Annotated in this window: 24 protein-coding genes; 15 read left to right on the top strand and 9 right to left on the bottom strand. The window is 69.1% G+C overall.

Features of this window, described 5'->3' with window-relative positions; genetic code table 11:
• The first annotated feature begins 66 nt into the window (after window positions 1-66).
• On the top strand, window positions 67-1110 hold the full coding sequence (locus N1027_RS06640; RefSeq protein WP_259506372.1) for an NAD(P)-dependent alcohol dehydrogenase: 1044 nt from the start codon (window positions 67-69) through the stop codon (window positions 1108-1110).
• Window positions 1111-1120: 10 nt separating this feature from the next.
• Here N1027_RS06640 and N1027_RS06645 read toward each other — a convergent pair whose 3' ends face one another.
• The gene (locus tag N1027_RS06645; protein ID WP_259506373.1) at window positions 1121-2095 is read right to left on the bottom strand and encodes an aldo/keto reductase; all 975 of its coding nucleotides are present in this window, start codon (window positions 2093-2095) and stop codon (window positions 1121-1123) included.
• Between the two features lie 49 nt (window positions 2096-2144).
• A complete protein-coding gene (locus N1027_RS06650; RefSeq protein WP_259506375.1) occupies window positions 2145-2489 on the bottom strand; it encodes a cupin domain-containing protein in 345 nt (114 codons plus the stop codon).
• A 102-nt stretch (window positions 2490-2591) separates the two neighbouring features.
• Between N1027_RS06650 and N1027_RS06655 the strand changes: the two genes are divergently transcribed.
• The 6 genes from N1027_RS06655 to hpaD are packed head-to-tail and all read left to right on the top strand — an operon-like array spanning window position 2592 to window position 10260.
• Entirely contained in the window at window positions 2592-4532 is a 1941-nt protein-coding gene (locus N1027_RS06655) for an FAD-binding monooxygenase (protein WP_259506376.1), read from the top strand.
• A gap of 38 nt (window positions 4533-4570) precedes the next feature.
• Entirely contained in the window at window positions 4571-6022 is a 1452-nt protein-coding gene (locus N1027_RS06660; protein WP_259506377.1) for a fumarylacetoacetate hydrolase family protein, read from the top strand.
• Window positions 6019-6690, top strand: a complete 672-nt coding sequence (locus tag N1027_RS06665) for a GntR family transcriptional regulator (RefSeq protein WP_259506378.1) — start codon at window positions 6019-6021, stop codon at window positions 6688-6690. Before N1027_RS06660 ends, N1027_RS06665 begins: the two co-directional genes overlap by 4 nt.
• Window positions 6687-7655 carry a 4-hydroxy-tetrahydrodipicolinate synthase gene (dapA, locus tag N1027_RS06670; RefSeq protein ID WP_259506379.1) on the top strand — a complete coding sequence of 323 codons (969 nt, stop codon included), beginning with the start codon at window positions 6687-6689 and terminating at the stop codon, window positions 7653-7655. The genes N1027_RS06665 and dapA overlap by 4 nt, the downstream gene beginning before the upstream one ends.
• Complete coding sequence (gene hpaE / locus N1027_RS06675; RefSeq protein ID WP_259506380.1) at window positions 7652-9166, top strand: 5-carboxymethyl-2-hydroxymuconate semialdehyde dehydrogenase; 1515 nt, start codon at window positions 7652-7654, stop codon at window positions 9164-9166. The genes dapA and hpaE overlap by 4 nt, the downstream gene beginning before the upstream one ends.
• A gap of 29 nt (window positions 9167-9195) precedes the next feature.
• The gene (gene hpaD / locus N1027_RS06680) at window positions 9196-10260 is read left to right on the top strand and encodes a 3,4-dihydroxyphenylacetate 2,3-dioxygenase (RefSeq protein WP_259506381.1); all 1065 of its coding nucleotides are present in this window, start codon (window positions 9196-9198) and stop codon (window positions 10258-10260) included.
• 39 nt (window positions 10261-10299) lie between these two features.
• Here the strand turns inward: hpaD and N1027_RS06685 are convergent, their stop codons facing one another.
• Genes N1027_RS06685 through N1027_RS06695 form a run of 3 tightly spaced genes read right to left on the bottom strand, consistent with a single transcriptional unit; the run spans window position 10300 to window position 11289 of the window.
• A complete protein-coding gene (locus N1027_RS06685) occupies window positions 10300-10485 on the bottom strand; it encodes a hypothetical protein (protein ID WP_259506382.1) in 186 nt (61 codons plus the stop codon).
• Between the two features lie 46 nt (window positions 10486-10531).
• Window positions 10532-11035 carry a tetratricopeptide repeat protein gene (locus N1027_RS06690; protein ID WP_259506383.1) on the bottom strand — a complete coding sequence of 168 codons (504 nt, stop codon included), beginning with the start codon at window positions 11033-11035 and terminating at the stop codon, window positions 10532-10534.
• A 20-nt stretch (window positions 11036-11055) separates the two neighbouring features.
• Window positions 11056-11289: a hypothetical protein gene (locus N1027_RS06695; protein ID WP_259506385.1), complete on the bottom strand. Its 234-nt coding sequence runs from the start codon at window positions 11287-11289 to the stop codon at window positions 11056-11058.
• A gap of 105 nt (window positions 11290-11394) precedes the next feature.
• On the opposite strand from N1027_RS06695, the gene N1027_RS06700 reads away from it, so the two are divergent.
• From N1027_RS06700 to N1027_RS06710, 3 genes are all read left to right on the top strand, one after another.
• Complete coding sequence (locus N1027_RS06700) at window positions 11395-11559, top strand: hypothetical protein (protein ID WP_259506387.1); 165 nt, start codon at window positions 11395-11397, stop codon at window positions 11557-11559.
• A 107-nt stretch (window positions 11560-11666) separates the two neighbouring features.
• A complete protein-coding gene (locus tag N1027_RS06705; protein WP_259506389.1) occupies window positions 11667-11930 on the top strand; it encodes a hypothetical protein in 264 nt (87 codons plus the stop codon).
• 90 nt (window positions 11931-12020) lie between these two features.
• A complete protein-coding gene (locus N1027_RS06710; protein ID WP_259506393.1) occupies window positions 12021-13448 on the top strand; it encodes a pyridoxal phosphate-dependent decarboxylase family protein in 1428 nt (475 codons plus the stop codon).
• A 48-nt stretch (window positions 13449-13496) separates the two neighbouring features.
• Here N1027_RS06710 and N1027_RS06715 read toward each other — a convergent pair whose 3' ends face one another.
• From N1027_RS06715 to N1027_RS06730, 4 genes are all read right to left on the bottom strand, one after another.
• Window positions 13497-13799 (bottom strand): Fe-S cluster assembly protein HesB, encoded by a 303-nt coding sequence (locus N1027_RS06715; protein ID WP_259506394.1) that lies wholly within the window; start codon window positions 13797-13799, stop codon window positions 13497-13499.
• A 118-nt stretch (window positions 13800-13917) separates the two neighbouring features.
• Window positions 13918-14271, bottom strand: a complete 354-nt coding sequence (locus N1027_RS06720; protein ID WP_259506396.1) for a tryptophan synthase subunit alpha — start codon at window positions 14269-14271, stop codon at window positions 13918-13920.
• Window positions 14272-14318: 47 nt separating this feature from the next.
• Window positions 14319-15197: a KPN_02809 family neutral zinc metallopeptidase gene (ypfJ, locus tag N1027_RS06725; protein ID WP_259506397.1), complete on the bottom strand. Its 879-nt coding sequence runs from the start codon at window positions 15195-15197 to the stop codon at window positions 14319-14321.
• Between the two features lie 41 nt (window positions 15198-15238).
• Window positions 15239-16492, bottom strand: coding sequence for a methyltransferase domain-containing protein (locus N1027_RS06730; RefSeq protein WP_259506398.1), 1254 nt, complete (start codon window positions 16490-16492; stop codon window positions 15239-15241).
• Between the two features lie 206 nt (window positions 16493-16698).
• On the opposite strand from N1027_RS06730, the gene N1027_RS06735 reads away from it, so the two are divergent.
• The 5 genes from N1027_RS06735 to N1027_RS06755 all read left to right on the top strand — a co-directional run bounded on the left by N1027_RS06735 (window position 16699) and on the right by N1027_RS06755 (window position 22579).
• Window positions 16699-18078 (top strand): ATP-binding protein, encoded by a 1380-nt coding sequence (locus tag N1027_RS06735; protein ID WP_259506399.1) that lies wholly within the window; start codon window positions 16699-16701, stop codon window positions 18076-18078.
• A 219-nt stretch (window positions 18079-18297) separates the two neighbouring features.
• Window positions 18298-19005, top strand: a complete 708-nt coding sequence (locus N1027_RS06740) for a GntR family transcriptional regulator (RefSeq protein WP_259506400.1) — start codon at window positions 18298-18300, stop codon at window positions 19003-19005.
• Window positions 19002-20510: an MmgE/PrpD family protein gene (locus tag N1027_RS06745; RefSeq protein WP_259506401.1), complete on the top strand. Its 1509-nt coding sequence runs from the start codon at window positions 19002-19004 to the stop codon at window positions 20508-20510. The genes N1027_RS06740 and N1027_RS06745 overlap by 4 nt, the downstream gene beginning before the upstream one ends.
• Window positions 20510-21415, top strand: a complete 906-nt coding sequence (gene prpB, locus N1027_RS06750; protein ID WP_259506402.1) for a methylisocitrate lyase — start codon at window positions 20510-20512, stop codon at window positions 21413-21415. Before N1027_RS06745 ends, prpB begins: the two co-directional genes overlap by 1 nt.
• A gap of 51 nt (window positions 21416-21466) precedes the next feature.
• The gene (locus N1027_RS06755; protein ID WP_259506404.1) at window positions 21467-22579 is read left to right on the top strand and encodes a bifunctional 2-methylcitrate synthase/citrate synthase; all 1113 of its coding nucleotides are present in this window, start codon (window positions 21467-21469) and stop codon (window positions 22577-22579) included.
• Window positions 22580-22609 lie beyond the last annotated feature (30 nt).

Below are 22609 nucleotides of genomic sequence, written 5' to 3' on the forward strand. Positions count from 1 at the left end.
CGAAACGACGCCGGGTGCCGCTCCCCGTGTCGCTGCACCCAGCCGGACAGGGTTGAATGGACAGCAATGCTTACCGTGAACGCTTACGCCGCCCCGTCCGCCACCGAACCCCTCGTCCGCACCACCGTCCAGCGCCGTGACCTCGGCCCGAAGGACGTGTTGATCGAGATCGCCTACGCCGGAATCTGCCACTCCGACATCCACACCGTGCGCGGTGACTGGGGGCCGCAGCAATACCCGCTGACCGTCGGCCACGAGATCGTGGGCTTCGTGACCGAGGTGGGCTCCGACGTCACCGCCCATCAGGTCGGCGACCGCGTGGGTGTGGGCTGCATGGTGAACTCCTGCCGCGAGTGCGCGAACTGCCTCGCCGGCGAGGAGCAGTACTGCCTGAAGGGCAACACCGGAACCTACGGCTCCGTCGACCGAGACGGCACCATCACGCAGGGCGGCTACTCCACCCACGTCGTGGTCGACGAGCACTTCGTGCTGCGCGTGCCCGAGAACATCCCCTTCGAAGCCGCCGCGCCGCTGCTCTGCGCCGGCATCACCACCTACTCACCCCTCGCCCACTGGAACGCCGGCCCCGGCAAGAAGGTCGCCGTCGTGGGTCTCGGCGGCCTCGGCCACATGGCGGTGAAGATCGCGCACGCGATGGGTGCCGAAGTCACCGTGCTGTCGCAGACGCTCAGCAAGAAAGACGACGGCCTCCGCCTCGGTGCCCACCGCTACTTCGCCACGAGCGACCCGGCCACGTTCGCCTCGCTCGCGAACGAGTTCGACCTCATCATCAATACCGTGAGCGCGGTCATCGACATCGACGCCTACCTCTCCCTGCTCGCGCTCGACGGCACCCTGGTGAACGTCGGTGCTCCGCCCGAGGCGCTGCCGATCCACGTCTTCACGCTGTTCGGCAACCGTCGCTCCTTCGCCGGATCGAGCATCGGCGGCATCCGTGAGACCCAGGAGATGCTCGACTTCTGCGCCGAGCACGGCATCGCTCCCGACACCGAGCTCATCGCGGCCGACTCCATCAACGAGGCTTACGAGCGCGTGCTCACCTCGGATGTGCGCTACCGCTTCGTGATCGACGTCGCGACCCTGCGCTGATCTCCCGGGCTCAGGCCCAGGGGCGCGCGGCGCGCTCCGCCCAGTACTGCTCGGGCGGTTCGGCGAGGGCCTCGAGTCGTTCCTCCGAGACGGCCGGGGCCTTGGCCTCGAGGTTCACCCGCAACTGCTTGCGGGTCACGGCTCCGCTCAACACGATGTCGGCCCACGGATGCGCCACCGCGGCGCCGATGGCGAGCCCCTCGAGCGGCTGCTCGTCGCGCGCGGCCAGCGCTGACGCATCCGGTTCGCCGCCGCCCTCTGCGCTCAGTCGGCCGTTGGCCAGCACCTCCTTCACCACCACGAGCCAGCGGGCTTCGTTCGCGCGTTCGAGTGCGGGGGCGGCCGACTGCTCGAGCAGGTTCCAGGTGCATTCCACCGCCGTGAACGGCGAGTCGGGCAACGCCAACGCCGCATCGATCACGGCGCCCTGTTCGGGGCCGCTCGTGGAGAACCCCACCCGCACGCCGCTCTCGGCGAGCGTGCGCAGCCGGTCGAGAAGCGCCTCGTCAGTGAGCACGGGGCTGTCGGCCGTGAGCGAGTGCACGAAGTAGACGTCGGGATCGGTGCCGAGCGCCTCCTGGGTCTCGGGCCACTGCCGCTCGAACATGGCCAGGCTGTGTTCCTTGCGCTCCTGTGTGGGCGCATCCATCCGCCATTCGCCGACGTAGTCGTAGCCCCATTTCGAGCCGATGGTGAGCTCGTCGCGGCGCGCCGGATTCGTGGCGAGCCACGACCCCAGGAACTGCTCGGCCAGGCCGTACGAGCGTGCGACGTCGATGTAGCGGATGCCCAGCCACCAGGCCGCCTCGAGCAGCCCGTGCGCACGGTCGCGCATCGCCTCGATGGACCGCTCGCTGCCCGCACCGAGGTCGCCGTCGCGGCCCACCGTGATGTAGGCCGGCCGGCCGATCGCGGCGAGCCCGAGGCCGAGTCGGGAAGAGAGGTCGCCGTCGCCTTCGTCGTGGTCGTGCTGCGCGTCGCTCACCCTTCCGACTGTATCCCCGCTCGGCGGTGGGGTGAAGGCCGGTCGCGGCTCAGGTCGAGGGCCCGAGGCTTCCGCCCCCGGGATCGCCTGCCGCCGCGCCCTTCAGCTCGACGAGGATCGTGTGCGTCGGAGTGCTGCCCGTGTTCTCGCCGGAGTGCCTTTGCGCAGGCAGCCAGACGGCCTCACCCGCCGCGAGTTCGGTATCGAAGACGCGTCCTCCTGCGGAGAGTGTGCGTGCGAAGTCGCTGAGTGTCACCATCACCGTGTTCGGATGCTCGTGCGGCGTGGTCTTGTCGCCGGCCTCGTCGCGGTATTCGAGCACGCGCACGAACTCGTTCTCCCAGAGCGTGCGGTAATGCTCGGGGTTCGTCAGCACGGGGTCGTCGGTGACCATGGCGAGACTGTACGCCCGTTTCGGGCCGTAGGGCTAGGCCCGGAGGGCGCCTGATGCAGTCGATAATGGAACACACGTCGACGATGACATGCGAGGCAGTTCATGCAGTTCCACCACCACGGCTACGTGTCGGGCGATCCGCGGGTGAGCCCCGCCGCCGGCACCGGGGTCGATCGCCCAGCCGAACTCCCCGACGAGGTCGACGTGCTGATCGTGGGAGCCGGCCCCGCCGGCATGATCCTCGCGGCGCAGCTCTCCCAGTTCCCCGAGATCACCACCCGCCTGGTGGAGCGCCGGCCGGGGCGGCTCGCCATCGGCCAGGCCGATGGCATCCAGGCGCGCAGCGTCGAGACCTTCCAGGCCTTCGGTTTCGCGGGCCGCATCATCGACGAGGCCTACCGCATCACCGAGATGAGTTTCTGGACTCCGGATGCCGCCGATCCGTCGAAGATCGTGCGCAGCGACCGGCCCGTCGACGACGCGACGGGAGTGAGCGAGTTCCCGCACCTCATCGTGAATCAGGCGCGCGTGCTCGACTACTTCGCCGAGGTGATGGCCTCGTCGCCGACGCGGATGACGCCCGACTACGGTCTCGAGTTCGTCGGCCTCGAGGTGGCCGACAGTGCCGCGCGTGCCGACGGCGCGGCGCGTGCCGACGGCGCCGGCGGCGAGTTCCCCATCACCGTCGCTCTGCGGGCGACTGCGGGCGAGCGCGAGGGCCACGAGCGCACGGTGCGCGCGAAATACGTCGTGGGCTGCGACGGCGCGCGCAGCGGTGTGCGCGAGGCGATCGGCCGGCAGCTCGTCGGCCAGTCGGCTGCGCACGCCTGGTCGGTGATGGATGCGCTCGCCGTCACCGACTTCCCCGACATCCGCACCAAGTGCGCCATCCAGTCGCAGGCCGGCAGCATCCTCCTCATCCCGAGGGAGGGCGGCCATCTGTTCCGCATGTACGTCGACCTCGGCGAGGTGGCGGCCGACGACAACGGCGCCGTGCGCACCACCACCGTCGAGGCCGCGATCGCCCGGGCGAACCGCATCCTGCATCCCTACACACTCGACGTGAAGGATGTCGCCTGGTACAGCGTCTACGAAGTGGGCCACCGTCTCACCGACAAGTTCGACGATGTGTCCGACGGGCAGCCCGATCGCATTCCCCGCGTCTTCATCGCCGGCGATGCCTGCCACACCCACAGCGCCAAGGCCGGCCAGGGCATGAACGTCTCGATGCAAGATGGCTTCAACCTCGGCTGGAAGCTCGCGTCTGTGCTCACCGGGCGCAGCCCCGAAAGCCTGCTCCACACCTATTCCGCCGAGCGCCAGGTGATCGCGCAGAACCTGATCGATTTCGACAAGGAGTGGTCGACCCTCATGGCCAAGAAGCCCGAGGAGTTCGCCGACCCGAAGGAGTTGGGCCGGTTCTACGTGAGCACCGCCGAGTTCCCGGCCGGCTTCATGACCGAATACCCGCCCTCGATGCTGATCGGTGATGCGACGCACCAGTGGCTCGCCACGGGCTTCCCGATCGGCAAGCGTTTCAAGTCGGCGCCCGTCGTGCGGGTGGCCGACGGCAATCCCGTGCACCTCGGTCACCACGCGCGCGCCGACGGCCGCTGGCGTCTTTACGCCTTTCCGGGAGCCGCGGTGGCGACACCGGAGGGCGACCGGGCCTTCGACATGTGGGCGGAGTGGCTCGGCACCTCGTCGCAGTCGCCCGTCATGACGTTCACGCCGACGGGCGCCGACCGTGACAGTGTGTTCGACGTCAAGGTCGTCTACCCGCAGGCGCACATCGAGGTCGACATCAGCGCCGTGCCGCCGATCTTCCTGCCTCGCACCGGGCCGTTCGGGCTGATCGACTACGAGAAGGTCTACGCGACCGCTCCCGGAGACGACATCCGGCAGCAGCGGGGGATCGACCAGCACGACGGATGCGTCGTCGTGGTGCGACCCGACCAGTACGTCGCGCACGTGCTTCCGCTCACCGCCACGACCGAGCTGGCCGAGTTCTTCGCAGGCAACATGGTGCCCATCACACAGTGACCCTGGCCAGCGTGTATCAAAAGATATACGATCCTGGCATGACCGACAACGACCGTCGTCCGGGCAAGATCATCGCAGTTCACCTCAATTACCCGAGCCGCATCGCCCAGCGAGGCCGCATGCCCGCGCAGCCTTCCTACTTCCTCAAGCCGAGCACCTCGGTGGCAGCCAGTGGCGGCGTGATCGAACGGCCCGCGGGCACCGAACTGCTGGCTTTCGAGGGCGAGGTCGCCCTGGTGATCGGGGAGCCCGCCAAGAATGTCGCCCGAGAGGATGCCTGGGCGCACGTGGCGTCGGTCACCGCGGCGAACGACTTCGGCGTCTACGACCTGCGATCGGCCGACAAGGGGTCGAATCTCCGCTCGAAGGGCGGCGACGGCTTCACCCCGCTCGGGCCCGACCTCATCGACGCGCGCTCTGTCGATCCGGCCGCGTTGCGCATCCGCACCTGGGTCGACGGGGCACTCGTGCAAGACGACACGACGGCCGGCCTCGTCTTTCCCTTCGAACAACTGATCGCCGACCTCTCGCAGCTCATCACGCTCGAGCCCGGCGACGTCATCCTCACCGGCACGCCCGCCGGCTCGAGCGTCGTGATCCCCGGCCAGACGGTGGAGGTCGAGGTCGACGCTCCGGATGCGCCGGGTGCGCCCTCGAGCGGCCGGCTCGTCACGCACGTGGTGCAGGGTGCGGTGGCTCCCGGCGCCTTCGGGGCCGGCCCGCAGATCGACGACCTGCAGCGGGTCGAGGCCTGGGGCAGCCGGGAGGCGGCCGGGCTGCCACCGCTTCCGGTGCCCTTCGAGCTCACGCCCGAACTGCGGTCGAAGCTGGCCTCGGTGGGCACGGCGACGCTCAGCGCGCAATTGCGCAAACGCGGGCTCGACAGCGTCACGATCGACGGCGTGCATCCGACGCATCCGGGAGAGCGAATGATCGGCCGCGCGCGCACCCTCCGTTTCCTCCCGAACCGCGAAGACCTCTTCGAGTCGCACGGCGGCGGATACAACGCCCAGAAACGCGCCTTCGACTCGCTCGGGCCGGGTGACGTGCTCGTGATCGAGGCCCGGGGGGAAGCGGGCACCGGAACGGTCGGCGACATCCTCGCGCTGCGCGCTCAGGTGCTCGGCGCGGCCGGGATCGTGACCGACGGCGGCATCCGCGACCTGGCCGCGGTGACGGCGCTCGAGATCCCCGCCTATTCGCAGGGCGGGCATCCCGCCGTTCTGGGTCGTCGTCACGTGCCGTGGGACACCGACCTCACCATCGCCTGCGGGGGCACAGCGGTGCAGCCCGGCGACGTCATCGTGGGCGACGACGACGGTGTTCTCGTCATCCCGCCGCGCCTCGTGCAAGAGGTCGTCGACGCGGCGATCGCGCAGGAGCGCGAAGAGACGTTCATCGCCGCGCAGGTCGCGGCGGGCGAGAGCGTCGACGGTCTCTACCCGATGAACGCGGAGTGGAAGAAGCGCTTCGACGAGGAGACGCGGTGAGCGACAGCAGCAAGTCCGAGCGCGCCTACGCCTTCGTGAAGGCCCGCATCGACGACGGCAGCTACACGCCCGGCTTCCGCCTGGTGCTCGGGCAGATCGCGAAGCAACTCGACGTGAGCGTGGTGCCCGTGCGCGAGGCCATCCGCCGCCTCGAAGCGGAGGGGCTGGTGACCTTCGAACGCAACGTGGGCGCCCAGGTGGCGATGGTCGACGAGCGCGAGTACTTCTACACGATGGAGACATTGAGCCTGGTGGAGGGCGCGGCCACCGCACTCTCGGCTCCCCTGGTCACGCCGAGCGACCTCAGGCGCGCCCGCGAGATCAACGCCGAGATGATCGACTGCCTCGACCATTTCGATCCGCGCCGCTTCACCGAGCTGAACCGGGCGTTCCACTCGGTGCTCTTCGAGCACTGCCCGAACCCGCACGTGCTCGACCTCGTGCACCGCGGCTGGAAGCGTCTGGCCGTGCTCCGCGACTCGACCTTCAGCTTCGTGCCCGGCCGCGCCCGCGAGTCCGTCGATGAACACGAGCGACTGCTGCAGCTGATCGAGTCGGGCGCCCCGCCGCTCGAGATCGAACTCGCCGCCCGTGCCCACCGCACCGGCACGCTCGACGCCCTCCTCTCCTACCAGGCCGCCCACCACACCGAAAGCGCCAGGCGATGACCAGCTTCCGAACGAACCCCCAGTCGATCCGCGGATCGATCGCCCCTCTGATGACTCCCTTCACCGCCGACGGCGCCGTCGACCACGAGAGCCTCGCCAACCTCGTGAACTGGCAACTCGCCAACGGCACGCACGGGCTCTCCATCGGAGGCTCGACCGGTGAGCCCGCGGCGCAGAGTAACGCCGAGCGCCTGGCCGCGATCGAGACCGTGATCGCCGCCGGGGCGGGCCGGGTGCCCGTGGTGGCCGGCACCGGCAGTGCGAAGCTCGACGAGACCATCGAATTGACGGCGGCAGCGCGGGATGCCGGCATCGACGCCTCGCTCATCATCACGCCCTACTACGCCCGGCCCACGCAAGAGGCGCTCTACGTCTGGTACAAGACGATCGCGGCCGAGTTCCCCGACCTGCCGATCCTCGCCTACAACGTTCCCGTGCGCACCGCGGTCGACATCGCGCCCGAGACGATCGCCCGCCTCTACCGCGACGTCGACAACTTCGTGGGCGTCAAGGAGACCACGAAAGACTTCGAGCACTTCTCCCGAGTGATCCAACTCTGCGGCCGCGACCTCATCGTGTGGTCGGGCATCGAGCTGCTCTGCCTTCCGCTGCTCGCACTCGGCGGCACCGGATTCCTCTCGGCCACCGCGAACATCGCCCCGGCCGCCCACGCGCGGATGTACGAGCTGTGGCAGGCGGGCGACATCGAGGGGGCGCGCGAGATCCACTACGGACTGCATCCGCTCGTCGACCTGTTGTTCGTCGAGACCAACCCGGCGCCCGGCAAATGGGTGCTCGAGCAGCGCGGGCTCATCCGTTCGGGCCACGTGCGGCCGCCCCTCATCACGCCGACCGAGGCGGGACTGACGAAGATCCGGGCCTTGCTCGAGCAGGGTGCCGACTACCTCACTCCCGTCGGCGAATTCGGCCTCGGCGACTCCAGCATCGGAGCACAGCGACCATGACCTCCCCACAGAGCCCCGCGATCCCGCACGTGCCCGAGGGCCTGCCCGACCGCATCCGGCACTTCATCGACGGCGAATTCGTCGACAGCGTCGGCGGAGCCACCTTCGACGTGCTCGACCCGGTGTCGAACACGAGCTACGTGCAGGCGGCCGCAGGTCAGATGGCCGACATCGACCGCGCCGTCGCTGCCGCCCGCCGCGCCTTCGACGACGGGCCGTGGCCCCGGATGCTGCCGCGTGCCCGGTCGCGCATCCTGAACCGCGTCGCCGACATCGTGGAGTCGCGGGATGCCCGGCTCGCCGAGCTGGAGTCGTTCGACTCCGGGCTCCCGATCACCCAGGCGCTCGGGCAGGCCCAGCGGGCTGCCGAGAACTTCCGCTTCTTCGCCGACCTGATCGTGGCGCAGACGGATGACGCCTACAAGGTGCCGGGGCGGCAGCTCAACTACGTCAACCGCAAGCCCAAGGGCGTCGCTGGTCTCATCACCCCGTGGAACACCCCGTTCATGCTCGAGAGCTGGAAGCTCGCCCCCGCGCTCGCCTCCGGATGCGCGGTCGTGCTGAAGCCGGCCGAGTTCACGCCCCTCTCGGCCAGTCTCTGGGCCGACATCTTCCGCGAGGCGGGGGTGCCCGACGGGGTGTTCAACCTGGTGAACGGGCTCGGTGAGGAGGCGGGCGACGCTCTGGTGAAGCATCCGGATGTGCAGCTCATCTCGTTCACCGGCGAGAGCTCGACCGGGCAGGTCATCTTCGCCAACTGCGCGCCCACGCTGAAGGGCATGTCGATGGAACTCGGCGGCAAATCACCCGCCGTGGTGTTCGCCGACGCCGACCTCGACGCCGCGATCGACTCGACGCTGTTCGGGGTGTTCTCGCTGAACGGCGAGCGGTGCACGGCCGGGTCGCGCATCCTGGTCGAGCGGCCCGTCTACGACGAATTCGTGGAACGGTTCGCCGCCCGCGCGGCCGACATCGTGGTGGGCGACCCGCACGATCCTGCCACCGAGGTGGGGGCGCTCGTGCATCCGGAGCACTTCGCGAAGGTGATGAGCTACGTCGAGATCGGCAAGAGCGAGGGGCGCCTGGTGGCGGGCGGCGGTCGACCGGCCCACCTGCCGACCGGCAACTACGTCGCGCCCACCGTGTTCGTCGACGTGGCGCCGTCGGCTCGCACCTTTCAGGAAGAGATCTTCGGACCCGTCGTGGCGATCACCCCGTTCGACACCGAGGAGGAGGCCCTCCACCTCGCCAATGGCGTGAAATACGGCCTGGCGGCATACATCTGGACCACGGATCTCGAGCGCGCCCACCTCTTCGCCCAGGCGGTCGACTCGGGCATGGTGTGGCTGAACTCGCACAACGTGCGCGACCTCCGCACCCCGTTCGGCGGGGTGAAGGCCTCCGGGCTCGGCCACGAGGGCGGTTACCGCTCGCTCGACTTCTACTCCGACCAGCAGGCCGTGCACATCACCCTCGGCCCGGTGCACACGCCCCGCTTCGGCGCCCACTGACCTCGATCCTCCTCACGAAAGACAGTTCAATGACGAACGACAGCCTTCCCACCCCACCTGACATCCTGCGCTCTGCCTCCATGGAGATCGTGGTCACCGACCTCGCTCGCTCGCGCGAGTTCTACGTCGACATCCTCGGCCTCGTGGTGACGGAGGAAGACGAGAACGTCATCTGCCTGCGCACCTTCGAGGAGTTCATCCACCACAACCTCGTGCTGCGGCAAGGACCGGTCGCCGCGGTCGCGGCGCTGAGCTTCCGGGTGCGGAGCCCCGAAGACGTCGATCTCGCCGAGGCGTACTATCGCGAGCTCGGCTGCCGCACCGAGCGGCGGCAGGACGGCTTCGTCGCGGGTGTCGGCGACTCGGTGCGGGTCGTCGATCCGCTCGGCTTCCCGTACGAGTTCTTCCACCAGGTGGAGCACGTCGAGCGGCTCGCCTGGCGCTACGAACTGCAGGGCCCCGGCGCGCTCGTGCGCCTCGACCACTTCAACCAGGTCACCCCCGATGTGCCGCTCGGCCGCGCCTACCTCGAAGACCTCGGCTTCCGGGTGACCGAAGACATCAAAGACTCCGACGGTGTGACCTATGCCGCGTGGCTGCGGCGCAAGAACACGGTGCACGACACCGCCCTCACCGGCGGAGACGGACCCCGGATGCACCACATCGCCTTCGCGACGCACGAGAAGCACAACATCATCGCCATCTGCGACAAGCTCGGCGCCCTGCGTCGCTCCGACTGCATCGAGCGCGGCCCCGGCCGACACGGTGTCTCGAACGCGTTCTACCTCTACATCCGCGACCCCGACGGCCACCGCGTCGAGATCTACACGCAGGACTACTACACGGGCGACCCCGACAATCCGGTCGTCACCTGGGACGTGCACGACAACCAGCGTCGCGACTGGTGGGGGAACCCCGTCGTGGCGAGCTGGTACACCGAAGCCTCGCTCGTGCTCGACCTCGACGGTCGCCCGCAGCCCGTCACCGCCCGCACCGAGGCCAGTGAACTGGCTGTGACCGTCGGCGCCGACGGCTTCTCCTACACCCGCGCCGGCGACACCGAGCAGGGTTTCAAGCTCGGTTCGTCGCTCTGAGCCCAACGCCCGGTCGGCGCCGCACTCGTGACCACCGGGTCAACGACTGAGCGCCACCACGACGAGCGCAGCGGTGCCGGCGAGGAGGGTGGTGCCCGCGATCCCCTGCACACCGCGATTGCGGGACAGCCGTTCCCAGCGCGTCTCGAGTTCAGGCCGGTGGAAGCGACCGCGTTTCGTGGCCTTCGGGGGTTTGGTGGCTTTCAGGGGGTCCTCGTCCTTCATGGTGTGCCGCCTGGCAGGAGCCGGCGACGAAGATCATGGTCGCCGTTCAGGCGAGAGCTGCGGCGTACGCCGAGAGAGAGCGGCGATACCGGGTGAGATGCCCCGAGAGTGCCGTGAGCGCCACCGCGACCGCCTCGCGCTCGCGCCCGGCATCCGCCAGCGCGAGTGCCAGGAATCCCGCCACGGCATCGTCGAGCTCGTCGGAGGGCTGCCCTTTTTCGGCACTCAGGAGTTCGACGCTCTCTTCGGCCCGACCCAGGGCCCGCAACGAGCTGGCGAGTTGGATGGTGGCCTGCCGACGGCGCGACGAGTCGAGTGCTCCGGCATCCGCACCGGCGGCCAGTGCTGCTCGATAAAGAGGAATCGCCTCCCCGGTGCGTCCCGTGGAATCGCGAGCCCCGGCTCGCTCGAAGGCGGCGACCGCACTGCCGTCGGGCAACTCCGAGGTCAGGGAATCGATCGCCTCCACGAAGGCGTCCTCGTCGAGCTCGTCGAAGCGCTGCCAGAGCTGCTCGGCGCGCGCCTCCCATTCGGGGGCGATCGGTTCCATCCGCCCAGTCTCGCACCCGGTCAGCCGTTCGCGGCATTTCTCCCGGACGGGGATTGCAGTTGAGCCGCGAACCAGTCGCGGCTCGCCTCGAGTGAGAGCCACAGACGTTTCGCTCGCGGGCTGCCGATCGGCCCTCCCTCGAACACCTGACGCTGACGCACCCAGCCGATCGGTCCGAGTGCCGCGTGCCGTCGGCTGAGCACGTGCCAGCGTGTGTCGTCGACCTGCACGAAGTAGATGTCGGGTTCGCCCATGAAGGAGGTTCGGAGCGCTCGCCGAATCGGATGGGCCGACTGAGCGAAACGGGTGCGCACGGCGTGGCCGCTTCCAATGTCGGTGGTGCGGCGCACAATGGCGACATGAACAACATGGAGATCTGCGAACGCTGCGAGGGTTCGGGCGCCGACCCGATGCAGGCCCTCGTCGACGAGTTGGTGGAGCTGTGCATCGAGTGCCGGGGAGACGGTCTCGTGTGGAGCTTCGACGAGATCGAGCACGAGGAGCTGCTGCCCCTCTCCGCCTGATGGAGCGCCTCGCTGCGAGGTGTACACATGAAACAAACAGGTAACGAATCGAGACGTGTGGTGCGAAAACGCGCCAAACACGCGACGATTCTTGTAGGAGGATCAGGATGGGCAGACACTACCGCCGTAGCGTTTCTTCCCAGCCTGCCGTGGTCGCGGAGCAGGACTCTTCCGATCCGTATGCCGCCTATCTCAGCTGGGTCGAGCGCGGCAAACCCTCGCTGAGCGGCGGCGGGGCATCGAACATCCGGCCCGAAGCCGGCACGGTGCTCATGAGCGAGCACGTTCAGGTGCAGGAGCTTTCCGGGCTGCCGGGCGCACAGAGCAAGTCCTCGCCGTGGCAGCGGCTGGTCGAGATCTTCCGGCGCTGACGTTGAGGCTGTCGCTCACGCTGACCTCGGGCGCCTGACCGCCGGGTCGGTGCCTTCCATCGGCCGCGTCCGCGGGGGTAGCGTGGAGCCGTGTCCGCCGCCGACGACGACTACCGCAAGGCCCTCGACCGGGCGCGGGTGCATTCGCTCGAATGGCTCGCGTCGATGCCGACGCGACCGGTTCGGCCCCGTCGCACGGCCGACGAGATCGAGGCCGAGTTCCCAGCCCGGCTCGACGATGCCCCGCGCGACGCCGCCGATGTGGTCGACGAATTGGCCCGGGTGGCCGAACCGGGCCTCATGGCCATGCCTTCCGGCCGGTTCTTCGGCTGGGTGATCGGCGGCACCCTGCCGGCAGCGCTGGCCGCCGACTGGCTGGTCGGGGCGTGGGACCAGAATGCGGCACTGCGCTACGCCACACCCGCCACCGCCGCACTCGAGGAGGTCGCCGGCCGGTGGGTGCTCGACCTGCTCGGCCTGCCCACCGCATCCGGAGTCGGCTTCACGACCGGAGGAACCACCGCCAACTTCGTCGGTCTCGCCGCCGGCCGCCGCTGGGTGCTCGACCGAGCGGGCTGGAACGTCGACGCCGAGGGGCTGAGCGGCGCACCCCGGGTGCGGGTGTTCGTGGGGGCGGAGCGGCACGCATCCGTCGACATCGCCCTGCGATATCTGGGGCTGGGCAGGCCGACGGTCGTGGCCGCCGACGCGCAGGGGCGACTGCGGGCCGACGAGCTCGCTGCAGCGCTGGCCGAAACGGATGCGTCGGAAGGCGTCGAACGCGGTCACGGGGGTCCGCGCATCGTGGTGCTGCAGGCCGGCGATCTGCACTCGGGAGCGTTCGATCCCTTGCGCGAGTCGATCGCGATCGCCCGTCGTCACGGGGCGTGGGTGCATGTCGACGGCGCGTTCGGATTATGGGCCGCCGCGAGCCCGACCCTCCGCGGAACGTTGCTCGACGGCGTCGAACTCGCCGACTCATGGGCGACGGATGCGCACAAGACACTCAACGTGCCCTATGACTGCGGCATCGCGATCGTGGGTCGCGCCGATCTGCTGCGGGCGGTGTTCACGATGGAGACGAGTTACCTCGTCCACGAGGGGGTCGGCGTGAGCGACCCGTTCGAACGCGTGCCCGAGCTGTCGCGACGGGCGCGCGGCGTGCCGGTCTGGGCCGCGCTCCGCTCGCTCGGGCGAGACGGCGTGGTCGATCTGGTCGAGCGGCTGGTCGCCACCGCGCGCCACCTCGCGGAGGCGCTGGGCCGGCTGCCGGGAGTCGAGGTTCTCAACGACGTTGTGTTCACTCAGGTGTGCGTGAGCTTCGGCAGCGACGAGCGCACCCGGGCCGTGACGCAGGCCCTGATCGCCGAGGGAGAGGTGTGGATGTCGGGATCCCGCTGGAGCGGGCGCGACGTGCTGCGCATCTCCGTCAGCAATTGGTCGACGGATGCGCGCGACGTGCAACTCTCGATCTCCGCCGTCGAGCGCGCCCTCGATTCGGTGCCGATCGCCCCCTGACCCCCTCAGGGGGAGGGGCGTCAGTGGGGAGCGGTCAGGTGGGTGGCATCACTGCACGCCGAGGGAGAAGTGCACCGATCCGTTCTCGTCGACCTCGGCGTCGAGCACCTTGTCGCTGAGCGCATCCGCGGCTCCTGGCTCGAGGTAGACGCGGGCCCCAGACGACTCGACGACCTGATCGGTCGGCTGCGGGCGCGGTGCGACGGCGACCTCGAAGTTGCTGCTGTCGGCGGTCGAGATGCGCAGTCCGCCCTCCGCCGCGGTCGTGGTGTCGCTGTCGCCCGAGGCGGCGAGTGTGCGGTCGGCGAGGTTCTTCACAACGGCGCCGGCGTTTTCGGTGAGGGTGAGCATGGGCTCTCCTTCCGGTTGGGAGGTCCCCACCCTTCCGAGAACACCCGCCCGTCTCAACCCCGAATCAGGGAGCTTTGCGGCGATTCACACCGAACTCGCCAGTGCCGCGACCCGTGCATCATCCGGATGTGCGGCCCAGGTTCGCCGGTGTGGTGCCTTCTGGAAACGCGCCCTGGTCGCCGATCAGACGCCAGACCGCGCGCGTGAGCCCCGGGTGATCGAGCGCGATCTGCCGCAGTACGCGATAGTTGCGCGACGACCCGGGTCGCTGACCGCCGTTCTCGTTGATGTTGTCGGCACGCAGCAGGTAGACCACCAACTCGTCGACCGTGGGGAGCTCTTCCATGAAGTCCCACGGGTCTTCACCCGCCAGCAACCGCTCGTGCACGATCGTGTCGAGCTCGTCGGCCGCCTCGGCGCGCAGCACCTCGAGACTCGCCCGCCCGCGGGGAAGATGCTCGTTCGTGCTCACCCCCCGAGCCTAAGCACGCGCCGCCCCGGTAGCCAATCGAGCGCACCTCACAGCTCGGAGGCGGGCACGCCGAAGGTGTCGCACGCACCGGGGCCACCGGTGAGACCCGTCTCGAACCAGTGCTGCCGCGAGGCGCTCGACCCGTGTGTCCAGCTCTCGGGGTCGACCTGCCCCCGGCTCTGCTGCTGGATGCGGTCGTCGCCGATCACCGAGGCGGCGTTCAGCGCATCCGCGATCTGCTCGCTGGTCACCGGTTCAAGAAAGGTGACACCGTTCTCGTCTTCGATCGTCGAGGCCGCGCCGGTCCAGGCGCCGGCGAAGCAGTCGGCTTGCAGTTCGGTGCGCACCGAGTCGGAGGCCGGGCCGGTGAGCGAATGATCGGTGCTGCCCAGGATGCCGGCGAGCTGCTGCACGTGGTGCCCCCACTCGTGCGCCACGACGTACATCTGCGAGAGCGTTCCGCCGCTCGCTCCGAAGCGGCTGCGGAGCTCGTCGAAGAACGAGGTGTCGACGTAGAGGGTCGCATCCGGCGGGCAGTAGAACGGGCCGGTGGCGCTCGAGGCCTGGCCGCATCCGGTGCTCGTCGCCTGGTCGAAGAGCACGAACTCGGGGGTGCTGTATTCCACGCCCAGCGCCGGTGCGGTGTCGGCCCAGTAGACGTCGAGCGAGGTGGCCGCGCCCACCATGAGGCAGTCGGTGCTCGCGTTCGCGGCGGCCCCGCTGGGGCAGTCGAGGGTCTCCTCGGTCTGCGTGCCGCCGACCCCGACCCCGCCCCCGCCCGCGATCCCCATGAGGTCGATGCCGAGCACCTGGGAGAGGATGAACAACCCCACCACCACGACCGCGCTTCCGCCCCCGATCGCCGCGTTGCGCCCGCGTTTGGAGACCTTGCCCGAATCGAGTTTCGAGTTGTCGTTGAAGGTCATGGCCGAAACGCTACGCCGTCGGACGCCGCCTGGCGAGAACCTCAGCGCCTCTCGAGCAGGGTGATCACCTCGAGGTGCCCGGTTTGCGGAAACATGTCGAGCATGCGCGCTCGACGCACCACGAACGAGGGCATGGCAGCGAGGTCTTTCGCGAGTGAGACCGGGTTGCAGCTCGAGTAGATGACGGTGCGGGCTCCGGATGCGTCGAGCCGCGCCGCGAGGTCGGGCCCGATCCCGCGGCGGGGCGGGTTGACGATCACGAGCTCCGGCCGGGGGAAAGCGGTATCGCCGGGGCCGGCGCCGCCTCGCGCGCTCGCGATCTCGCTCGCGCCCACGCCGGCGCTGCCTCCCGCGCTTGCGCTCGCGTTGTCGCCCTCGCCCACACCGGCGATCTGGGTCACGCCGGCGCTCCCGCCGAGGAACGCGGTCGCATCCCCCACCTCGAACGTCGTGTCGGACAGCCCGGCGTCCCGCGCACTCAGCCGGGCGCTCGCCACCGCGTCGGCGCTCGTCTCCACGCCCACGACCCGGCGTCCGGGCGCGGCCACGTGCAGGGCGAAGCCGCCCACGCCGCAGTAGAGATCCCACACGGAGCTCGGCGCGGCCTCGTCGACCCAGCGCTGCGCCTGAGCGTAGAGCTGCTCGGCGACCGCGGTGTTGGTCTGGAAGAAGCTCTGTGGCCGCAGGTGCAGTGCCACCTCGCCGAGACGCATCGTGAGGGTCTCCCGCTCGGTCAGCACGATCTCGCGGTCGCCCTCCACCACCGCCTTGTGCTCGGGCAGCAGATTGACCGACACGACGACGGCGCGCGGCAGTACCTCCTGCAGCCACGGCAGGTGCTCGCGGATGCGATCCACCGTGGCTTCGTTCCGCACCACGAAGCGCACCAGGAGTTCGCCGCCGGGCGCCTCCGTCACGAGCACGTACTTCGCCTCGCCACTCCGGTCCGGCACGTTGTAGGGGGTGAGGCCCGCGCGCGTGATGAAGGCGGCGAGCGCGGGGAGCGCATCCTGGATCCCGGGCATCAGGATGCCGCACCCCTGCAGATCGACGCCCTGCCCGCGGCCGTCCAGGATGCCGAGCGTCGGCCGTTCGAGAGTGCCGCCCACCACCATCTTCGCCTTGTTGCGGTAACCGGCTTCGGTGCTCGCCACGGGTGGCAGCCAGTCGATCGCACCGAACCCGGCCAGCAGCTTCCGGCACAGGGCGTCTTTGGCGGCCAGTTGCTCTGCGTAGGGCTGCCCCATGTGCGTGCACGACCGGCAGAGCCCGGCGTCGAAGTAGGAGCACTGCATGGGCCCCCATTCTACGAACCCTCCCGGCCGGTATCGGCGGAGATCCCCAAACGTCGCGACCACCGGCGAGCTATGGGGGCGCGGATGCCACGACGCTTGGAGAAGTCAGCGGTGTGCGGTGGGGCGTCGGCTAGCATCGGCGGCAGGACGCGTGAAGGGGCGCATCCCGCCTGCACCGGCTCCGGTGCCTCGCTGAGGAGCTCCGCATGACCCACGCTTCGTCGCTCGACGGCCGTTCCTTTCGTTTCGACCACTTCGACGGGGTGCCCTTCGTGCCCGGCGGGTTCGTGGCGCTCACCGAACCCGACGGGCGAATTCAGCTCGGTCAGGTCGACGCGGTCTCGGTCACGGTCGACGGCGCGCACTCCGGCACCGGCCGCCTGCTCGGCCTGGTGGGCGACGACGGCCGGATGCGCAGCCGGGTCGGAGCGCCGTTCCGCATCGCCGAGGTCACAGAGGCGGGCGACGACGCGATCGACCACATCTTCACCGACGCGGGAGCCACCCTGGCGATCGGGCAGCTCAACGAATCGCCCGAGGTGGCGGCGCGCCTCGTTCCGGGCCGCTTCAACCGGCACACCTTCTGGTGCGGTCAGAGCGGATCGGGCAAGACCTACGCCCTCGGCGTGGTTCTCGAGCAACTGCTCGTCGCGACCCGCCTGCCGATGGTGGTGTTCGACCCGAACGGCGACTTCGTGCGCCTGCGCGAGCTGCGCGAGGCCACGCAGCAGGACGCAGCCGACCAGACCGCCCTGGCCGGCCGCGCCATCCGGGTGCTGCGCCCCGAGCATGCCGGCGGCGATCCGCTCCGGGTGCGCTTCACCGAGATGAGTATGCGCTCCCGGGCCGCCGTGCTCGGCATCGATCCGCTGACCGACCGTGCCGAGTACAACGCGCTGATGCACCTCGAGCTCGAGTACGGCATCGAAGATCAAGACCAGATCATTCCGCGCCTGCGCGCTACCGGCGACCCCGCCGCGGTGGCCCTCGCCCTGCGCATCGACAACCTCCGCCTGCTCGAGTGGGACCTCTGGTCGGGCGACACCGAGGCCGTGACAGACGCTCTCGAGGAGCGCCCCGATGCCACCGTGCTCGACATCGGCGGCTTCACCTTCCCCGACGAGCACCTCGTCGTCGCCCTGTCGGTGCTCGACGACCTTTGGGCAAAGCGCGAGCAGCGCCGCCCGATCCTGATCGTGATCGACGAGGCGCACAACCTCTGCGCACCCGATCCGGACAGCCCGCTCGGCCGCGCCGTGCGCGACCGCATCGTGCAGATCGCCGCCGAAGGGCGCAAGTTCGGGCTCTGGCTGCTGCTGTCGACGCAACGGCCCTCGAAAGTGCATTCGGGCATCCTGTCGCAGTGCGACAACCTGGCACTGATGAAGATGAGCTCGCCGGTCGACCTCGCCGAACTCGCCACGATCTTCGGTTTCGCGCCCGCTGCGCTGCTCGAGCGATCGCCGGCGTTCCGGCAGGGCGAGGCGCTCTTCGCGGGCGGCTTCGTGCCCGCTCCCACCGTGGCCCGCATGCGCACCCGCCTCACCGAGGAGGGCGGAGTCGACGTGCGCGTGCCGATGCGCTGACCGCCTCACCCGGCAGCAAGCGTCGTTTCGGGAGGAGGAGAAGCGAACGAACCCCGTATACAGCCGTCGTTCACATCTCCTCCCCCCGAAACGGTCATCATGACGATGGCGACTCGTCATGCGTCCACCGCATCCCGCGCTCTGTATACAGAAGAGCTTGAGAAGGGCCCTTCGCGGAGGTAGAGTGGCCATAATGTATACACAGGGGATGGGCCGCTGATGGCGCGCGCGAGCGAGACGGCCTACGCCGCTCTCCGCGATGAGATCCTCTCCTGGGATCTCGCGCCCGGCACCGTGCTGGCCGAGGTCGAGCTCTCCGGCCGCCTCGGCATCTCTCGCACCCCGGTGCGCGAAGCTCTTGCCCGCCTCGTGGCCGACGGTCTCGCCGCGCCGCAGGGCGGTCGCGGTCTCGTGGTCACCCCGGTCGAAGCCGAGAACGTGACCGAGCTGTTCGAACTGCGCCAGGCCCTCGAGTCGCAGGCGGCGTCGCTGGCAGCGCTGCGCCGCGAGCTGCCCCCGTTCCGAGCTCTGCAAGACGAGTTCCGCGAGGTGCCCGCGTTGCTCGCCGACCCCGATCCGGGCCGCCACTCCTACTACGACCTGGTTGCGCGCTTCGACGACGCAGTGGACGAGGCGGTGCAGAACCCCTTCCTCGTCTCAGCCCTCACCGCGGTGCGCACGCACCTCGCACGCCTCCGCCGCCTCTCGCGCGACAACCCGGCGCGCCTGCTCGAGGCCGCGCGGGAGCACCTGCTCATCGTCGACGCCATCGTCGACGGCGACGCCCGGCTTGCCGCCGACGCGACGCGGGTGCACCTCTACCGGAGCCTCCAATCCACCCTGGGTTCGCTCGACCGTTCACTCGGCGGCAACCCTTCCCTGATAGACAGCACAGCAGTGCGAGAAAAGGATGCGACACCGCGATGAATCTGCACGAGGTACGAGTTCACCCGAGCGACGAGAATCTCCCGCGCGAGGAGCAACTGGCGTGGAAGATCGCCGAGGTCGCCACTGACCCGGTCGAGGTCACGCCGGAGGTCACCGAGATGGTGATCAACCGGATGATCGACAACGCCGCGGTGGCCACCGCCTCCATCACCCGTGCCCCCGCCGTCGCGGCTCGGGCGCAGGCGCTCGACCACCCGTACACGCCCGGATCGACCGTGTTCGGCGTCGAGGGCCGCTTCGACCCCGAGTGGGCGGCCTGGGCCAACGGCGTCGCCGTGCGCGAGCTCGACTACCACGACACCTTCCTCGCGGCCGAGTACTCCCACCCGGGCGACAACATCCCGCCGATCCTCGCCGTCGCCCAGCACACCGGGAGCACCGGCTCCGCGCTGCTCAGAGGGATCGCCACGGGCTACGAGATCCAGGTCGACCTGGTGAAGGCGATCAGCCTGCACAAGCACAAGATCGACCACGTCGCGCACCTCGGCCCGAGCGCCGCGGCCGGCATCGGAACGTTGCTCGGACTGGACACCACGACCATCTTCCAGGCCATCGGCCAGGCACTGCACACCACAACGGCCACGCGCCAGTCGCGCAAGGGCGAGATCTCCACCTGGAAGGCGCACGCCCCCGCCTTCGCCGGCAAGATGGCCGTCGAAGCGGTCGACCGGGCGATGCGCGGCCAGACCAGCCCCACCCCGATCTACGAGGGTGAAGACGGCGTGATCGCGTGGCTACTCGACGGACCGGATGCGCGCTACAGCGTGCCGTTGCCCGCCAAGGGCGAGGCCAAGCGCGCCATCCTGGACACGTACACCAAGGAGCACTCGGCCGAATATCAGGCACAGGCCTGGATCGACCTGGCCCGAAAGCTCCACAACGAGCATCCTGAACTCATCGACCCGGCCAACATCGGCAGCGTCACCATCCACACCAGCCACCACACGCACTACGTGATCGGATCCGGCGCCAACGACCCGCAGAAGTACGACCCGACCGCGAGCCGTGAGACGCTCGACCACTCGATCCCGTACATCTTCACCGTCGCGTTGCAGGACGGCGCGTGGCACCACGTCGACTCCTACGCGCCCGAGCGTGCCGGCCGGGCGGACACGGTCGAGCTCTGGCAGAAGGTGCGCACCCTCGAAGACCCCGAGTGGACCCGCCGCTACCACTCGAACGATCCTGCCGAGAAGGCGTTCGGCGGCCGGGTGGAGATCATCCTGACCGACGGATCGACCGTCACCGACGAGATCGCGGTGGCCGATGCGCATCCGCTCGGTGCCCGCCCCTTCGCCCGGGCCGACTACATCCGCAAGTTCGAGACGCTCGCCGATGGCGTGGTGGAGGATGCGGAGATCGCCCGCTTCCTCGCCCTCGCGCAGCGCCTGCCCGAGCTCGACGCCGCCGAGCTGCCGGGCCTCACCGTCGCAGCGCGCCCGGGCCTTCTCGAGTCGATTCCGCTCCCGAAGGGACTCTTCTGATGCTGTACTCCACCATCCCCGCCGCCGAGAAGCGCGCCGCCTTCCGTGCCGCCCTGAACTCCGGCGAACTGCTCCGGATGCCCGGGGCCTTCAACCCGCTGTCGGCCCGCCTGATCGAGGAGAAGGGCTTCGAAGGCGTCTACATCTCGGGCGCTGTGATCGCCGCCGACCTGGGGCTCCCGGACATCGGACTCACCACCCTCAGCGAGGTGGCCGGTCGCGGCGCGCAGATCGCGCGGATGACGAACCTGCCCACCCTGATCGACGCCGACACCGGATTCGGCGAGCCGATGAACGTGGCGCGCACCGTGCAGACCCTCGAAGACGCCGGCATCGCGGGCCTGCACATCGAAGACCAGGTGAACCCGAAGCGCTGCGGACATCTCGACGGCAAAGCCGTGGTCGACGCCGACACCGCGGTGAAGCGCATCCGTGCCGCCGCCGACGCTCGTCGCGACCCGAACCTGCTCATCATGGCCCGCACCGATGTGCGCGGAGTCGACGGCCTCGGTGCGGCGATCGACCGCGCCAAGCAACTGGTGGATGCAGGCGCCGACGCGATCTTCCCCGAGGCGATGGCCGACCTCGGCGAGTTCGAGGCGATGCGCGCAGCCGTGTCGGTGCCGATCCTGGCCAACATGACCGAGTTCGGCAAGAGCGAGCTCTTCTCGACGCAGCAGCTGAAAGACGTGGGCGTGAACCTCGTGATCTATCCGGTGTCGCTGTTGCGCATCGCGATGGGCGCGGCCGAGCGCGGCCTCGATACCCTGGTGGCCGAAGGATCGCTGAAGAGCGAGGTTCCGACGATGCAGACGAGGGCTCGGCTCTACGAGCTGCTCGACTACGCCGCCTACAACGCCTTCGACACGTCCATTTTCGATTTCGATGTTCCGGATGCGCGCTGAACGGCGCATCCTTGACTGCGCGACGCATGATCTGATGCACGGAGGAGTGAGATGACAGAGGAAATCCGCAAGGGACTCGCCGGGGTGGTGGTGGACTACACCGCGGTCTCGAAGGTCAACCCCGACACGAACTCGCTGCTCTACCGCGGCTACCCGGTGCAAGAACTGGCGGCAAACTGCACGTTCGAGCAGGTGGCCTATCTGCTGTGGAACGGGGAGCTGCCGACCGATGCCGAGCTCGCAGCCTTCGAGCAGGCGGAGCGTTCGCAGCGGGCGCTCGACCCGGCGGTGAAGCGCATCATCGACGAACTGCCCCTCACGGCGCATCCGATGGACGTGCTGCGCACGGCCGTCAGCGTCGTGGGAGCACTCGACCCCTCGTGGAACGACTCGTCACCCGAGGGGAACCTCGCGAAGTCGGTGACGCTGCTGGCCAAGATTCCGGCGATGGTCGCCTACGACCAGCGGCGTCGGCGTGGGCAAGACCTGGTGGAACCGGATGCCTCGCTCGGCTTCTCGGCGAACTTCCTGAACATGACGTTCGGTTCGGTGCCCTCCGACGTGGTCGTCGACGCCTTCGACGTGTCGATGATCCTCTACGCGGAGCACTCCTTCAACGCCTCGACCTTCACCGCGCGCGTAGTGACCTCGACGCTCGCCGACCTCTATTCGGCGGTCGTCGCTGCGATCGGTGCGCTGAAGGGCCCCCTGCACGGCGGGGCGAACGAGGCCGTGATGCACGTGTTCGACGAGATCGGGTCGGCCGACCGCGCTGAAGCCTGGCTCGACGACGCCCTGGCGTCCAAACGCAAGATCATGGGCTTCGGGCACCGGGTCTACAAGAACGGTGACTCGCGCGTGCCCACGATGAAGACGGCGCTCGACACGCTGATCGAGGAGTACGATCGCCCCGATCTGCTGGCGCTCTACACGGCGCTCGACGAGACCATGCAGGCGCGCAAGAACATCAAGCCGAACCTCGACTACCCGTCGGGGCCGGCGTATCACCTGATGGGCTTCGACACCGAGATGTTCACGCCGCTGTTCGTGGCGGCGCGCATCACGGGCTGGACGGCGCACATCATGGAGCAGCTCGCGTCGAACGCGCTCATCCGCCCGCTCTCGGAGTACAACGGGCCCGAGGAGCGCCACCTCGCCGGCTGACGCCCAGGTGCGACGGATGTGACCCCCGCG

The sequence above is a fragment of the Herbiconiux aconitum genome, from assembly GCF_024979235.1.
Lineage (GTDB): Bacteria > Actinomycetota > Actinomycetes > Actinomycetales > Microbacteriaceae > Herbiconiux > Herbiconiux aconitum.

What these genes read in the sequence shown, in the direction of transcription:
- N1027_RS06640 (WP_259506372.1), top strand. Translation starts at nt 67, where the DNA reads ATGCTTACCGTGAACGCTTACGCCGCCCCGTCCGCCACCGAACCCCTC.
- N1027_RS06650 (WP_259506375.1), bottom strand. Translation starts at nt 2,489, where the DNA reads ATGGTCACCGACGACCCCGTGCTGACGAACCCCGAGCATTACCGCACG.
- N1027_RS06655 (WP_259506376.1), top strand. Translation starts at nt 2,592, where the DNA reads ATGCAGTTCCACCACCACGGCTACGTGTCGGGCGATCCGCGGGTGAGC.
- N1027_RS06660 (WP_259506377.1), top strand. Translation starts at nt 4,571, where the DNA reads ATGACCGACAACGACCGTCGTCCGGGCAAGATCATCGCAGTTCACCTC.
- dapA (WP_259506379.1), top strand. Translation starts at nt 6,687, where the DNA reads ATGACCAGCTTCCGAACGAACCCCCAGTCGATCCGCGGATCGATCGCC.
- hpaE (WP_259506380.1), top strand. Translation starts at nt 7,652, where the DNA reads ATGACCTCCCCACAGAGCCCCGCGATCCCGCACGTGCCCGAGGGCCTG.
- hpaD (WP_259506381.1), top strand. Translation starts at nt 9,196, where the DNA reads ATGACGAACGACAGCCTTCCCACCCCACCTGACATCCTGCGCTCTGCC.
- N1027_RS06685 (WP_259506382.1), bottom strand. Translation starts at nt 10,485, where the DNA reads ATGAAGGACGAGGACCCCCTGAAAGCCACCAAACCCCCGAAGGCCACG.
- N1027_RS06690 (WP_259506383.1), bottom strand. Translation starts at nt 11,035, where the DNA reads ATGGAACCGATCGCCCCCGAATGGGAGGCGCGCGCCGAGCAGCTCTGG.
- N1027_RS06695 (WP_259506385.1), bottom strand. Translation starts at nt 11,289, where the DNA reads ATGGGCGAACCCGACATCTACTTCGTGCAGGTCGACGACACACGCTGG.
- N1027_RS06700 (WP_259506387.1), top strand. Translation starts at nt 11,395, where the DNA reads ATGAACAACATGGAGATCTGCGAACGCTGCGAGGGTTCGGGCGCCGAC.
- N1027_RS06705 (WP_259506389.1), top strand. Translation starts at nt 11,667, where the DNA reads ATGGGCAGACACTACCGCCGTAGCGTTTCTTCCCAGCCTGCCGTGGTC.
- N1027_RS06715 (WP_259506394.1), bottom strand. Translation starts at nt 13,799, where the DNA reads ATGCTCACCCTCACCGAAAACGCCGGCGCCGTTGTGAAGAACCTCGCC.
- ypfJ (WP_259506397.1), bottom strand. Translation starts at nt 15,197, where the DNA reads ATGACCTTCAACGACAACTCGAAACTCGATTCGGGCAAGGTCTCCAAA.
- N1027_RS06730 (WP_259506398.1), bottom strand. Translation starts at nt 16,492, where the DNA reads ATGCAGTGCTCCTACTTCGACGCCGGGCTCTGCCGGTCGTGCACGCAC.
- N1027_RS06735 (WP_259506399.1), top strand. Translation starts at nt 16,699, where the DNA reads ATGACCCACGCTTCGTCGCTCGACGGCCGTTCCTTTCGTTTCGACCAC.
- N1027_RS06740 (WP_259506400.1), top strand. Translation starts at nt 18,298, where the DNA reads ATGGCGCGCGCGAGCGAGACGGCCTACGCCGCTCTCCGCGATGAGATC.
- N1027_RS06745 (WP_259506401.1), top strand. Translation starts at nt 19,002, where the DNA reads ATGAATCTGCACGAGGTACGAGTTCACCCGAGCGACGAGAATCTCCCG.
- prpB (WP_259506402.1), top strand. Translation starts at nt 20,510, where the DNA reads ATGCTGTACTCCACCATCCCCGCCGCCGAGAAGCGCGCCGCCTTCCGT.
- N1027_RS06755 (WP_259506404.1), top strand. Translation starts at nt 21,467, where the DNA reads ATGACAGAGGAAATCCGCAAGGGACTCGCCGGGGTGGTGGTGGACTAC.